The organism is Paenibacillus sp. TSA_86.1 (assembly GCF_052691815.1).
Map to the genome: position 1 here is coordinate 612,306 of NZ_JBQZGE010000002.1, position 14,386 is coordinate 626,691.

Genomic DNA, 14,386 nt, shown 5'->3' on the forward strand with positions numbered 1-14,386 from the left:
ATTACCTTTTAAATATAGAATTATTGATTCACGTTATCTTTTGTTACCAGCTTCAATTCAGCTGGTATGGATTTCTCCACTTGTTCACCACTCAACACATCGAGTGCGGCCTGCAATGCAAGCTGTCCGATCAAATCAGGTTGTTGAGCTACGGTTGCCGTGAGCTTACCATCCTTAATTGATTTAATGGCATCGTCGTTACCGTCAAATCCGATCACCGGGATATCTTTACCGGAGCTTTGGATTGCTTCAATGGCCCCCAGAGCCATTTCGTCATTATGAGCAAACACGGCTTGAACTCCTGGGTTACCTTGCAACAAGTTCTCCATGACATTCAGACCTTTGGAGCGGTCAAAGTCAGCGGACTGTTTGGCAACCACATCGAGCTTCTGGTCTGCAATCTCATGGAAACCTTTGCCACGCTCACGGGTGGCTGATGCACCCGGTACACCTTCAAGTTCAATCACTTTAGCACCTTCACCAAGCTGCTTCACGATATATTCAGCAGCCATGCGTCCACCCTTTGCATTATCCGATGCGACGAGCGCTGCAACTTCACCTTTATCCGCAGAGCGGTCAAGCGTAATTACCGGAATGCCAACACTATTGGCGGATTGAACGGCTGTAGAGATCGCCGCGGAATCGGCCGGATTGATTAACAAGGCATCAACGCCCTGCTGAATCAGGTCATCCACATCGTTCGTTTGCTTCGCGGAATCGTTCTGTGCATCTACGACAACAACTTGAATACCTTGTTTCTGTGCTTCAGCAACGACACCATCTTTCAGTGAAACGAAGAACGGGTTGTTCAGTGTCGAGATCGACAAACCGATTTTTTTCTGTTCCTTACCTCCGGCTGACTTTGGTTTCGCCCAGCCTGGCGGCTCCAGCGAACATCCGGCCAGAACAACGATCAGTATCATGCTAACAAGCGTTAGTGTCCATTTTTTCATGTTGTTTTCTCTCCCTTAAGCAGTTTTCTTGCGGTCCAGCAGGACAGCGATAGCAATAACGACACCCTTCACGACCATCTGGTAGAAGGAGTTCACACCGAGCAGGTTCAGACCGTTATTCAGTACACCGATGATCAGCACACCAATCAATGTACCTACAATGCGTCCGCGGCCGCCAGAAAGGCTTGTTCCGCCCAGCACAACTGCAGCGATGGCATCCAGCTCATAGGATGTACCTGCCGTAGGTTGAGCGGAATTCAGACGAGATGTCAGAATCGCACCAGCCAGCGCGGCGAGCATCCCTGCAAGGGAGTAGATCATAATTTTGACACGGGATACTTTAATACCCGAGATAATTGAAGCTTTTTCATTACCGCCGATGGCGTACGTTTTGCGGCCGAAGGCCGTTTTATGCAAAATGGTCCACAGAATAACAAACGTAATCAGCATTGTAATGGCTGGTACCGGAATGCCGAGCAGGTATCCCCGTCCAAACAATTGGAACAACAGGCTATCACCAAGCCCCGTGATCGGATTACCATTCGTGTATACCAGTGTCAAACCTCTGAAAATGGTCATCGTTGCAAGGGTGGCGATAAAAGGAGCCATATTACCCTTGGTAACCATAAGTCCGTTCACCATACCCATGACTCCGCCAAGTGCAACCCCGATAATGATCGACAGAATCGGATCCAGACCCGATAACATCATGTTGGCTACAAACGCACTGGATAAAGCGAGTATAGAACCCACCGACAGGTCTATCCCGCCAGTGAGAATAACAAACGTCATGCCAAATGCAATCAAGGCATTAATGGAAACCTGACGTAGCAGGTTTAGAATGTTAAGCGGTTCCAAGAAACTTGGATTAAGCACCGAAACAATCACAATCAGGATGATTAATCCGAGTAATGGACCGAGTTTTTGTGTTACGCTAGACAAGCGGAACCCGCTTTTGGCTGTTTTAGTGTCCTGCATTGTTGTCATGTTACTGTCCCCCTGTAGCTAGAGTCATAATATGTTCTTGTGTCGCTTGTTCCTTCGGCAGCACGCCGGTAATGTGACCCTCATGCACAACGGCAATGCGGTCACTCATACCCAGCACTTCAGGCAGTTCGGAAGAAACCATGATAATCGCAACACCGCGGTCTGTCAGTTCGTTCATGAGCTGATAGATCTCACGCTTCGCTCCAACGTCTACCCCGCGTGTAGGCTCGTCCAGAATGAGTACACTTGGACCAATACCCACCCATTTGGCAATGACAACCTTCTGCTGATTTCCCCCGGATAAGTTCCGAGCCGCGGTTTCCGAGGATTGGGTTTTGATCTGCAATCGTTTGATCAGTGTGTCCACAAACTCCTGTTCTTTCGCATTCGAGATGAAACCTTTATTGGAGAAACTGAACAAATTCGTCAGTGCCATATTTTCACGGATGGAAAAGTCGAGCACCAGCCCTTCATCCTTCCGGTCTTCTGTAATAAAACCAATGCCGTGCTTCACCGCATCCGCCGGTTTCCGAATGTTTACCTTTTTGCCACGTATCTTGATTTCTCCGCTGTCCAGCCGATCCAGACCAAAAATCGCTCTCATGATCTCCGTACGCCCTGATCCCATCAGACCGGAGAAACCGAGTACTTCGCCGGCTTTCACATCAAAGCTGACATTTTCGAACAATCCCTTTCGGTTTACTTCCCGCACCTCAAGCACCACTTCGCCATACTTCGGATTGCGGGACGGATAACGCTCCGTCAGTTCACGTCCTACCATCTTACGCACGACTTCATCAAAGTTTGTCTCAGCAATCGCCTTGGTATCTACGGTTCGCCCGTCACGCATAATGGTGATGCGATCACAGATCGTGAAGATTTCCTCCATCCGGTGAGAGATGTATACAATGGATACGCCGTTCTTTTGCAAGGAACGTATGACACCAAACAGCTTCTGGATCTCACGTTCGGTCAAAGCCGCTGTTGGCTCGTCCATGATAATGACTTTGGCATCGGTCATAAGCGCTTTGGCAATCTCAATCATCTGCTGCTGTCCCACAGAGCACTCTCCTGCAGGGCGCTCCAGCGGGATGTCCACCGACAGTTTGGCGAATTGTTCGACAGCAAGCGCTTTCATCTGTTTCGTGTTCAGCAACCCCATGGAGGACGATATCTCCTTGCCGATAAACAGGTTATCCAGCACCGTCATCTCTGGCCAAACATTTAACTCTTGGTGAATAAATGTAATGCCGAGTTGCTCTGCTTCTTTTGGACTGCCAAAATATGTTTCCTTACCATCAATCTCAATCGTCCCTTGATCACGCTGGTGCAGGCCAATCAGAATATTCATGAGCGTTGATTTGCCGGCTCCGTTCTCCCCCATCAGGGCATGAACCTCACCTTCTTTTAATTCGAAATCCACGCCGCTTAACACTTGATTTGTGCCAAACGCTTTATGGATATTATGCATCTGAATGTGCATGGTGCTGCCTCCTTTTAACCGAAATGAACTCCCGATTGTAAAATGCAATTGGCATACGGTGTAGCCTCACCTGTACGAATAACCGCTTTCACCTTCTGGGTTAAGGCTTTAAACTGCTCATGGTTCTGACTATCGTCGATAACCTCCGAGTCAAACTTTTCTTTCAAATAGGACAATGTCTGTGGATTCCCTTCATGTATCTCACTAGCTACGATGACTTTCTCAATCACCATATCTTCCGTTATAACGTCCAGCACCTCACTGAAGGTTGGTGTTCCGAGTTTGAGTGCCAGATCAATCTTGAGCACGCCATCCGGAACGGGCAAGCCCGCATCCGCAATGGCGATTTGATCCGTATGCCCCAGATCAGACAAGATTTTAGAGATGTGACTGTTCAAGATGCCGTTTCTTTTCATTACAAGTTCTCCTCTACTTCGTCCCTGGTTGGCATACCGCCCTGTGCACCAAACTTGGTCACAGATAATGACGCCGCCCGATTGGCAAAACGCACACTGTCCTGAATCGATTTTCCCTCAGCCAAAGCGACTGCAAATGCTGCATTAAACGTATCGCCAGCTCCGGTTGTATCTACGGCTTCGACTTTATAAGTTGGCACAAGAATCTCTTCATTACCGTCAAAATATCGAACACCTTTGCTGCCTTCTGTAATAAATAACTTGTTTGGATGTTGACGTAAGGCTTCGGCTGGCTTCAACCCTTTGAACAAAATTTCGGCCTCATGCTCATTCGGTGTAATATACGATGCATTGTCGATCACCTCTTGCGGAACTGCACGGGCAGGAGCCGGATTGAGTAGTAAGGGCGTCTTGTATTCCGCACATAACTGGCTGACATGAACTACGGTTTCTTCTGGAATCTCCTGCTGGATCAGTACAATATCCGCGTTGCGAATCGCTTCAGCAGCTTCATTCACATAAGCAGGTGTCACTTCACGATTGGCCGCTTCAACCACCACAATGCTATTATCTCCCTCTGCCAAAATGATATGAGCCGTACCACTTTCAGAATGTGTAACCGGTTTCACATTGCTTGTGTTTACACGATTCGCTTTAAAGTTTTCTAAAATATCTGTACCGAATATATCATCTCCAACTCGGCCGATCATCACAACTTCGGCTCCCAAACGAGCTGCAGCAACAGCTTGATTGGCGCCTTTCCCGCCGGGTACTGTTTTGAAGCTTTCACCAAGCACGGTTTCTCCCGCGCCCGGTCTTCTGGAAGATGTCACGACCAAGTCCATTGAACTGCTTCCAATTACACAAATGTTAGCCATCGTTTCTCACCTTTCTTGTTGTTCCCCGTTCAATGAAGGACACAGGCAACTGTATGTTTTTACTCTCCATCTTATTTTGCTCTACTAACTGAATAAGTAATCCTGCCGCTTCTCTGCCCATTTCATATGCAGGCTGACGAATCGTAGACAATGCGGGTGACAATAATCCACTCATCGGTATGTCGTCAAACCCGATAACCTGTACGTCATGCGGGACGTTCCTCCCAATCCGATAAGCTTCATGCAATACCGCCATTGCGGCGATGTCATTACTGGCAATCACGCCGTCCGTGTCCGGAAATTTTCTGAACAGTTCCTCTGCCCACACACCCGCTTCATTAAAGGAAAACGAGGTTGTTTGAATAATCTCATAATCCAGTCCTGCTTCGCGGATGACCTCAATAGCGCCTTCAAACCGATCTTGAGCCGGCCGAATATGAGACGGTCCTTGCATTACGGTAATACGTTTGCTGCCTCGTTCAATGATTTCCTTGGCAGCCAGCCTTCCGCCTTCTCTACCATCGGCATAGACCGATGGTCGATCCAGTGAAGTTCTGTCCAGAAAGACGACAGGAATCTTCAGCTTTTCATATATTGAAGAGTGAGGATAGTTGGTGGACGAGATTACACCCACGACGTTATTTTGGATAAACGTCTGGATGTAATCCTGCTCCTTCCGTTCATCCTCATCGCTGTTTCCAAATATTAATCTATAATCCTGCTCCTGCATCCGATCCTCCACACCTCTTGCCAGTTGAGGGAAATAAGGATTCGCAATATCGGGAAGCAGTAGTCCGATCAGTTTCGACTTGCGTGTGTATAGTGAGCGTGCTACTTCATTCGGTGAAAAGTGAAGTGCGTTAACTGCATCTTCAACTTTCTTGCGTGTGTCTGCGTGCACATATCCCCTGTCATTGATCACTCTGGATACCGTGGCTACGGATACGCCAGCTAAATTCGCTACGTCTTTAATCGTTGTCATGGAATGTTCTCCTTATGTGTAACCGGTTACAGACATTAAATTATCACATTCTTTTTTATTTGGCAAGGGGTCTTTCAATGGAAATATACCCCAGACTACTTTTGTTTTCAAAAAAACATCCCATTTAAGCTGATTTGATTATGCAGTAGAGCTGGATTAGCTCTATCTCCAACTTTTCTCCCAACACAAACGCTGTATTTTATGATATGGTCTATAAGACATGACATTATATCCATACATACAGGTGTGCACAACAAGCGAGGAGAAGATTAAGCGTGATTGAAAGAGAGTCAACACTTACCAGTTCAAAGGCAACAGTGAATGCAAAAAGAGATATTACGGCAATAGAAAGCACCACTCCAGACATGCAGGAACACCGAAGCAGATTTAGCGACCCGTTCATCGTCATGCTCGTTGCAGGCTTATGCTGCTTATTATGGGGAAGTGCCTATCCTTCCATCAAACTCGGCTACGTGGCTTTTCATATTCTGCCCGAAGATATCGCTTCAAAGTACGTTTTTGCGGGGTATCGATTCAGCTTGGCGGGTATATTGCTCCTCCTTCTATATCGGATTGGTTTCAGACGCAAGCCCAAGCTTAGCGGACGTGAATGGGCAAGTTTGAGCATACTCGGCGTGCTGCAGACAGGACTGCAATATATGTTTTTTTATGTAGGCGTAGCGAACACCACGGGTGTGAAAGGCTCCATCATGAATGCAACTACGACGTTTTTCAGCGTTGTGCTAGCTCATTTTATCTATAAAAATGATAAGCTGAGCCGTAACAAAATTATGGGTTGTGTGCTTGGATTCATCGGTGTCATTATCGTCAACTTTCATGCCGACTTGCTTACCTTTTCATTCTCTTTCACAGGAGAAGGATTTATCATTATGGCAGCTCTCGTTTTCTCGATTACAGCCATTTATGCGAAGCGTTTAACTGCGGTTATTGATGTTATGATGATCACAGGCATCAGCCTGCTGGTTGGCGGACTGGTACTGACTTTGCTCGGCCTCTCGCTCGGCGGTCAAGTTACACATTTTACATGGGAATCCACACTGAATCTGGTTTATCTGGCTTTGCTCTCATCCGTGGCTTTCTGCTTGTGGAATCTGCTTCTGAAGTACAACAAGGTTGGCAAAGTATCGGTCTATAACTTCCTGATCCCTATCTTTGGCGCATTGTTATCTGCACTATTTCTCGGAGAAACGATATGGGAACTGAAAAACCTTGTTGCGTTAATATTAGTATCTGTGGGAATTTATCTGGTCAACCGTGTAAACGCACTCCGAATGACAAAAAGCCGCTAATCAGCGGCTTTTGTTTATATATAATCGATACCCTAATATCAGTTCAATTTAACCAGCTTACGTTCCAGCTTACAGGCAAGAATATACTGCATTGCGCAAGCGCCGCTGTACATAATGCTCCTGGCTGTTCAGGAGATGCTGCGCATACATCACGGTCAGTCCCGAATCCGGGTCAATGATCGCCATACAGCCAGCCGCGCCAGCCCATCCAAATTCGCCAACTGGACTAAGTGATCCACTGCCTGCTGTGGAGATATGTGTACGAACCCCGAGACCATAACCGTACCCATACATATGATCCCATGAAAAATCTGGGCGTGTCATCTCGTTCAAGTGATCGGTTCTCATGAGCTCCACAGAAGCCCGTGACAAGATACGTACACCTTCAGGGCTTGTGCCAAATCCGGTCAGCGCATTCAAAAACTTGGCGTAATCGTTCACCGTGGACAATAAACCGGCACCACCGCTATCCAGTTCTGTACCCACGCGGAAACCGTTTCCGTCCATACGCACAGCTTTATCCTGCTCCTCATCAAAAAGATATTGCGGGATCAAGCGAGACTGCTGGTCTTCGTTCAGATCAAAAGTGGTATCGTACATACCAAGCGGTTGAATAATCTCATCTTGCAAGTATGTGCCGAATCGCTTGCCACTTACGACTTCCACCAATGCACCGAGTACATCATGACACATGCTGTAATTCCAGTGTGTTCCCGGTTCAAACATCAGCGGTTCTTTCGCCACAGCTCTAGCAAACTCCCGCGTAGGCAGCGTTCCATTCGTGCGTTCTACAGCTTCCTTAATACTTGGCGCATGGATATCATAGGAAAAGCCCGCTGTCATTGTAAATAGATCACGCACCGTAATAGGTCTGGTCGCTTTCTCAAAATACACCTCACCATTCGGAAGTGACTTTTTCACCTGCATTTCCTTAAATTCAGGTAAATACTGAGACAGCGGGTCCAGTAATAAGATATCCCCTTTCTCAACCAGTTGCAGTGCAGCAACACAGGTCATAATCTTGGTCATGGAGTACAAATTAAAGATGGCGTTATCCCGAATTGGAGTCTTCTCCTCCAGATTCTCAAATCCATTGCGATACTGGAAAACGATTTCATTATGATGCATGATAAGCACTTCTGCCCAAGGAACTCTCCAGGAGGTCAAGCGATCAATTAATGAAGCAACCGGTTTAAAGTCCATATTTCCCCATCCTTATATGTAAAATTATTTTATTTGTGCTCTCAGGAGCACTTAGCGAAATATACTTCTCTTTCCTTCAACATATACTACTATACGACCTTTTGAACCTGTTGACTAGTTTGATTAAATGTTAATTTCGTTAGGCGAGGTATTGCTTTTCAAATGCAAAAAGCTGATCCATGACTGGACCAGCTAATTACCTTACCATCATATTTGTACGCTAATTTGGATAAGCTCTTCTATTCTCTACCGATTTCATGCGGTTCTGATCATCAGTCACGTGATCCTGACTAAATTCCTGGCCTGCTTCCACCTCACCATGTCCTGATACATTGCGGGAGAAATTGGTGAATTGTCTTTTGTGATCATCCTGTTCATGCTTTTGCTTCAAAAGTTCCTGTGGGTCCTGCTTGGTCATCACACTAACCTCCTCATTAAACTGTCATGTATTTCTTCACACTAAACAAGTTTTCCATACGTAAGCCCTACTTATGCACGAAATCCAGGTTGCAACAACAGGAAGGAGATAACACCCAATATGACACGCCTTCTCTTATCTTATCCGCTAGGTGTGAACACCCCGGTATACAAAGACAATCCTCCAATTGTGATAGAGCAGCAATCCAGTATTGCTCAAGGTGATCCTTATAACCAGTTTATTATCTCAAGTCTCAATCATAATGGAACACATATCGATGCCCCATGGCACTTTAATCCTCAAGGCAAGAAGATCAGCGAGATTCCGATTGATGATTTTATTTTCAACTACCCTGTAATTATTGATATTCCCAAAAGTGATGATGAGTTGATCACCAAAGCTGATCTTGAGCCATATGAGCATCTGATCGCTGGAGCGGATCTTGTGCTTATTCGCACGGGTTTTGGCAGAATTCGCTCATCTGATCCCGAGCGGTACGCTAATCACAACCCAGGTTTATCCGCATCGGCAGCACAGTACTTGATGATTTTTGATTCCCTGCGTGCCATAGGTATAGATATCATATCCGCTGGTGCAGCGAATCATCCGAAGGAAGCCGTTGCTTTTCACCAGATTATTCTGGGCAAAGGACGGGTCGATGGCAAGTATATACTCGTCATTGAAGATCTGAATCTGAATCAGGATCTTTCTCACATCGCCAAAGTTTACGCGGTCCCCCTGTACATCGAAGGTGTGGATAGCAGCTTTGCTACTGTTTTTACCGAAGACTAAGGCTGGCTAGCGGATTGATTATGGTTTTGTGAAAAAAAGATAAGAAAAAGCGCTGACAAGAGGGTTGCTCTTATCAACGCTTGTTCTTAGTGAATGTCCTTCTTCTTGAAATTGCCGCCCTTCACTTCGGCTACATCGTAGACAACAACAAAGGCTGTCGGGTCAATCTCATTAATAATTTCTTTGATTTTACTCTCTTCCATCCGGTTGATGACACAGGTGATTTCCTTGAACTGCTCGTTAGAGTATCCACCATATGCCTCGGTATACGTTGCTCCACGCCCGAGTCGGTCACGAATCGTTTCCACCATAATCTCAGGTTGTGTTGTGATAATTTTGAATGTCTTCGAGCCGCTCAAACCTTCTTCGACAATATGTATCACTTTAGAAGCAATAAAATAAGCAAGTCCTGATAAGATAGCTCCTTGCAAACCAAATACAGTCGAAACAACGATAAATACAAACATGTTCAGGAACAAAATCAGATCACTCGTTCCGAACGGCAGTTTACGTGATAACAACACGGCAAGCATATCGATCCCATCCAGCGCTCCGCCGTTACGCAGTGCGAGACCCATACCAAAACCGATGATGATACCACCCACAACCGTAACCAGCAACGTATCACCTTTAATAATCGTAGGCACATGATGCATCAAACTGGCACTGATCGCCAGTGAAGCAATTCCGATGACGGAGTATAACGCAAAGCTTTTACCAATCTGCTTGTAACCGAGCCATACAAACGGGATGTTTAACAGTCCGATCAATACTCCGAGTGGCAAGCCGAACAGATTCGAACCTACGATACTGAGACCGGTCACGCCACCATCGGATACCTGGTTTGGAATCAATATAGCCTCCAGACCATAGGCCGTGATGAATCCCCCGATAATGATGAGTAGCACTTTGGAAAGGATTTTGAGCTGGTTAGACTTGTGTGCTTTGTGTTGATGCATTCCATTTCCCCCTTGGTGAACGATGAACAACATAAATTTTAACAAACATAAAAAATAGTCTATAACAAAAATCACACGTTTGGCAATAGAGGGTCATTTCAAAAAGCAGGATATTCTGCTCATCGCATTCGACCTCATTACATTATTTCCCGATAAATGATCGATATGCCGTAATTTTAAGTTCCAACATTTCATTCGCTGCGTGGAGCGTATTCATCTGCTGTTCAACGGATTTTTTATGGTTCTCCAGAAGCTTCAAACGTTCGGTAGCGGTATGTTCTCCTTCCTGAAATAAAGAAGCATACTGCTTGATCTTCGCGATTGGCATTTGTGTTTCTTTTAGCTTGATGACAAACTGAAGCCATTGGAGATGAGACTCATTGTACCGCCTGTCCCCACTGGAATCCCGTAAAGGTACTATGATCTGTTCCTTCTCATAATAACGTAGTGTGTATGCGCTGATGCCCAGCATTTCGGCCACTTCTCCGATGGTATGCATTGTTGTTTCACCCCCTCCACCTGAGTGCTTGACTTAGAGTAAACTCTAATCAGTATAATCAATTCGTGGTCATCCCACAATAATGCTTAGCATTGATCCCAGGAGGAATTCACATGAAATATACCGTTATTACCGGTGCAAGCTCAGGTATCGGCTATGAAGCCGCTTTAGCTTTTGCAGCCAGAGGCAAACATCTCATTTTAGCTGCGCGCAGAACAGAAGCTTTGGATTTGTTGAAAAATAAGATTGCCGAACTCAATCCGGAACTGGATGTTGTTGTTCGTACAGTAGATTTGTCCATTGCCGCAGATGTACATGCTTTCTATGAAAGCTTGAAAGGTTACTCCATTGAAACATGGATCAACAACGCAGGCTTTGGCAACTTCGCTTCGGTCGGTGAGCAAAATTTGCCTAAAATCGAACAAATGCTTCATCTGAATATTGAAGCACTTACGATTCTCTCCACTCTCTATGTTCGGGATTATGCCAATACTCGGGGCACGCAGATCATCAACATCTCTTCAGGGGGCGGCTATACGATTGTACCGGATGCTGTGACGTACTGTGCGACCAAGTTTTATGTCAGCGCCTTTACTGAAGGCCTGGCACAAGAACTTCAGAGCAAAGGCGCTCCAATGCAAGCTAAAGTGCTGGCACCTGCTGCAACAGAGACCGAGTTTGCCGAACGTGCCTTTGATCTGGATCAGTTCCAATATGAAGGCCGTGTGCCCAAGTTCCATACTGCCGAACAGATGGCAGGATTTTTACTTGATCTGTATGACAGCCAAAATGTCGTAGGTATTGTAAACGGGCTAACCTATGAGTTCGAACTGAAAGATCCTATCTTCCCCTATGCCGCGAGAGCTGCAAGCAAACCTGTAGATTCAAACGAATATTACGAGTAGCGTAAAAAGGCTGTCCCCTGGTCACACGGAGTTGTGACCTTGGACAGCCTTTTTACGTTGTACTGCAATATGGTTATCGCTATTGTTAATATCTCTATATTCTTAGGAAATATAATATAGTATTATGCCAAGCGCATTTTGAAATCCTGATATCCGAATTCACGTACAACTTCGCAATCGCCATCTTTGCGTTTAACCGCAATGGCTGGAAGCGGCATGCCGTTGAACGTATTGGTTTTAACCATGGAGTAGATCGCCATGTCTTCGAATACAAGGCGGTCGCCTTCTTTTAGGGGCTCATCGAATGAGTAGTCACCAATCACGTCACCAGACAGACACGTTTGGCCACCCAAACGATACAGGTGCGCTTTCTCACCCGCTTCTCCTGATCCGATCAATGGCGGGCGATATGGCATTTCCAGCACATCTGGCATATGACACGTTGCTGAAGTATCCAAAATGGCAATATCCATGCCATTCTTGTGGAAGTCCAATACGGAAGTTACCAGGTAACCTGCGTTGAGGGCAACCGCTTCTCCTGGCTCCAAATATACTTCGAGATCGTAATCGTTTTGCATCCGTTTAATACAAACTTCCAGTCTTGAAATGTCGTAATCTTCACGGGTAATATGGTGTCCACCGCCGAAGTTGATCCATTCCATCTGTGGCAGCCACTGTCCGAACTTCTCAACAACAGCATTCAGGGTGGTTTCCAGATCGTCCGAGTTTTGCTGACACAGAGTGTGGAAATGCAGTCCAGATACCCCTTCGAGCATCTCTGCGCGGAAATCCTCCTCCTTGGCGCCAAAGCGCGAACCTGGGGAACATGGATCATAGATCTCATGTCCTTCTTGAGTGGAGCATTCCGGATTTACACGCAAGCCAACCTTACAGCCAGCTTGCAGTGCTTTTTCCTTGAATTTTGCCAGCTGCGAGAAGGAATTAAAAATGATGTGGTCGCAGATGGAAACTATCTCATCGATCTCTTCCTCACGAAAAGCCGGAGCAAAGACATGATTCTCTTTGCCCATCTCTTCGTGACCGAGGCGTGCTTCATACAAACCGCTCGCAGTCGCACCGCTCAGGTATTCTCCAATGAGTGGATACATCGCCGTCATAGAGAACGCCTTCTGCGCGAGTACGATCTTTGCTCCTGTACGTTGCATCACACCGTTCAGGATTTTCAAGTTTTTCTCAATCAGACCTTCGTCAACAACATAACAGGGTGTCGGTAATTGCTCGAACCGCATGTTAGCGAACAAGCTCCGATTCTTTGGATTTGGACTCTTCTGGCAGCTCATCCACGAGAACCGGATTGAAGTCTTCTACCCAAGGAAGTCCCCATTTGTTCAGTTCTTCCATGAATGGATCCGGGTTGAACTCTTCCACGTTGTATACGCCTGGTTTGTTCCATTTGCCTGTCATCACCATCGCAGCACCGATCATTGCCGGTACGCCAGTCGTATAGGAGATCGCTTGGGAACCTACTTCTTTATAGCACTCTTGGTGGTCACAGATGTTGTATACATAATATGTTTTGTCTTGGCCATCTTTTTTACCTTTGAAGATACAGCCGATGTTTGTTTTACCTACTGTACGAGGTCCAAGGGACGCCGGATCAGGCAAGACTGCTTTCAGGAATTGCAAAGGAATGATTTGTTTTCCTTCGAACTCGATCGGCTCGATGGAAGTCATGCCTACGTTTTCCAGAGCTTTCAGGTGAGTCAGATAGCTTTGACCAAATGTCATGAAGAAACGGATACGTTTCAAGCCAGGCATGTTTTTCGCCAGAGACTCCAGCTCTTCATGGTACAACAGGTACATGTCTTTTTCGCCAACTTCTTTGAAGTCGTATACACGTTTGATCTCCATCGGTTTTGTTTCAATCCATTCACCATTCTCCCAGTATCTGCCGTTCGCAGAAACTTCACGAATGTTGATCTCAGGGTTGAAGTTGGTAGCAAACGGGTAACCATGGTCGCCGCCATTGCAGTCAAGGATATCGATATATTCGATTTCGTCAAAATAGTGCTTCAATGCGTAAGCAGAGAACACGCCAGTTACACCCGGGTCGAATCCGCTACCCAACAAAGCAGTGATACCTGCTTTTTCGAAACGCTCTTTGTAATCCCATTGCCAGCTATATTCAAATTTTGCCGTATCTTGCGGCTCATAGTTTGCTGTATCCATGTAGTTTGTTTTCGTTGCCAGGCACGCATCCATGATCGTCAGATCCTGGTATGGCAGCGCCAGGTTCATTACGATATCCGGTTGGAACTCATTGATCAACGCGATAAGTTCTTCAACATTGTCCGCATCCACTTGAGCTGTCGAAATTTTTGTTTTGCCGCCATCCAATTTTGCTTTCAGTTCATCACATTTGGATTTCGTACGACTAGCGATACAAATCTCTTCGAAAACCTCGCTGTTTTGAACGCATTTGTGTACTGCTACAGAAGCCACGCCGCCGGCGCCGATGATTAGTGCTTTTCCCATTTTCTCATTCTCCTATCCCCATAATTAGGATTTTTAGTTTTGTTTTTTTCGTTAAATTCCAACACGATCACAGTTGTATTGTTTCATTATGCAACGTCCACCCGC

At 46.0% G+C, this 14,386-nt stretch carries 15 protein-coding genes; 3 read left to right on the forward strand and 12 right to left on the reverse strand.

Translation table 11 applies throughout. The annotated features are described in order from the left end of the window. Positions 1-20 precede the first annotated feature (20 nt). From rbsB to ACUTVW_RS08745, 6 genes are read right to left on the reverse strand one after another with little or no spacing between them, the layout of a single operon-like run. Positions 21-953: a ribose ABC transporter substrate-binding protein RbsB gene (gene rbsB / locus ACUTVW_RS08720; protein WP_445645405.1), complete on the reverse strand. Its 933-nt coding sequence runs from the start codon at positions 951-953 to the stop codon at positions 21-23. 15 nt (positions 954-968) lie between these two features. Beyond that, a complete protein-coding gene (locus tag ACUTVW_RS08725) occupies positions 969-1,940 on the reverse strand; it encodes an ABC transporter permease subunit (protein ID WP_434751208.1) in 972 nt (323 codons plus the stop codon). Position 1,941: 1 nt separating this feature from the next. After that, positions 1,942-3,423 (reverse strand): sugar ABC transporter ATP-binding protein, encoded by a 1,482-nt coding sequence (locus ACUTVW_RS08730; protein ID WP_445645406.1) that lies wholly within the window; start codon positions 3,421-3,423, stop codon positions 1,942-1,944. A gap of 14 nt (positions 3,424-3,437) precedes the next feature. After that, positions 3,438-3,839 (reverse strand): D-ribose pyranase, encoded by a 402-nt coding sequence (rbsD, locus tag ACUTVW_RS08735; RefSeq protein ID WP_445645407.1) that lies wholly within the window; start codon positions 3,837-3,839, stop codon positions 3,438-3,440. Continuing rightward, entirely contained in the window at positions 3,839-4,717 is an 879-nt protein-coding gene (rbsK, locus tag ACUTVW_RS08740) for a ribokinase (protein ID WP_445645408.1), read from the reverse strand. Before rbsK ends, rbsD begins: the two co-directional genes overlap by 1 nt. Continuing rightward, entirely contained in the window at positions 4,710-5,699 is a 990-nt protein-coding gene (locus tag ACUTVW_RS08745; protein WP_445645409.1) for a LacI family DNA-binding transcriptional regulator, read from the reverse strand. Before ACUTVW_RS08745 ends, rbsK begins: the two co-directional genes overlap by 8 nt. Positions 5,700-5,974: 275 nt before the next feature. On the opposite strand from ACUTVW_RS08745, the gene ACUTVW_RS08750 reads away from it, so the two are divergent. Next, positions 5,975-7,009 carry a DMT family transporter gene (locus ACUTVW_RS08750; protein ID WP_445645410.1) on the forward strand — a complete coding sequence of 345 codons (1,035 nt, stop codon included), beginning with the start codon at positions 5,975-5,977 and terminating at the stop codon, positions 7,007-7,009. Between the two features lie 69 nt (positions 7,010-7,078). Here the strand turns inward: ACUTVW_RS08750 and ACUTVW_RS08755 are convergent, their stop codons facing one another. Both ACUTVW_RS08755 and ACUTVW_RS08760 read right to left on the reverse strand, forming a co-directional pair. Continuing rightward, on the reverse strand, positions 7,079-8,212 hold the full coding sequence (locus ACUTVW_RS08755) for a serine hydrolase domain-containing protein (protein ID WP_445645411.1): 1,134 nt from the start codon (positions 8,210-8,212) through the stop codon (positions 7,079-7,081). A gap of 220 nt (positions 8,213-8,432) precedes the next feature. Then, positions 8,433-8,630, reverse strand: coding sequence for a hypothetical protein (locus ACUTVW_RS08760; protein WP_445645412.1), 198 nt, complete (start codon positions 8,628-8,630; stop codon positions 8,433-8,435). Positions 8,631-8,750: 120 nt separating this feature from the next. Here ACUTVW_RS08760 and ACUTVW_RS08765 point away from each other — a divergent pair, with 120 nt between their 5' ends. Beyond that, positions 8,751-9,422, forward strand: coding sequence for a cyclase family protein (locus ACUTVW_RS08765; RefSeq protein ID WP_445645413.1), 672 nt, complete (start codon positions 8,751-8,753; stop codon positions 9,420-9,422). A gap of 86 nt (positions 9,423-9,508) precedes the next feature. On the opposite strand, the gene ACUTVW_RS08770 is transcribed toward ACUTVW_RS08765, so the two are convergent. Further along, positions 9,509-10,381: a YitT family protein gene (locus tag ACUTVW_RS08770; RefSeq protein WP_445645414.1), complete on the reverse strand. Its 873-nt coding sequence runs from the start codon at positions 10,379-10,381 to the stop codon at positions 9,509-9,511. A 142-nt stretch (positions 10,382-10,523) separates the two neighbouring features. After that, positions 10,524-10,880, reverse strand: coding sequence for a MerR family transcriptional regulator (locus ACUTVW_RS08775; protein WP_445645415.1), 357 nt, complete (start codon positions 10,878-10,880; stop codon positions 10,524-10,526). Positions 10,881-10,993: 113 nt separating this feature from the next. Here ACUTVW_RS08775 and ACUTVW_RS08780 point away from each other — a divergent pair, with 113 nt between their 5' ends. After that, positions 10,994-11,785 (forward strand): SDR family NAD(P)-dependent oxidoreductase, encoded by a 792-nt coding sequence (locus ACUTVW_RS08780; RefSeq protein WP_445645416.1) that lies wholly within the window; start codon positions 10,994-10,996, stop codon positions 11,783-11,785. Between the two features lie 122 nt (positions 11,786-11,907). On the opposite strand, the gene nspC is transcribed toward ACUTVW_RS08780, so the two are convergent. Together nspC and ACUTVW_RS08790 are read right to left on the reverse strand one after the other, a co-directional pair. Beyond that, the gene (gene nspC, locus ACUTVW_RS08785; RefSeq protein ID WP_445645417.1) at positions 11,908-13,035 is read right to left on the reverse strand and encodes a carboxynorspermidine decarboxylase; all 1,128 of its coding nucleotides are present in this window, start codon (positions 13,033-13,035) and stop codon (positions 11,908-11,910) included. A gap of 1 nt (position 13,036) precedes the next feature. Further along, entirely contained in the window at positions 13,037-14,281 is a 1,245-nt protein-coding gene (locus ACUTVW_RS08790) for a saccharopine dehydrogenase family protein (RefSeq protein WP_445645418.1), read from the reverse strand. Positions 14,282-14,386 lie beyond the last annotated feature (105 nt).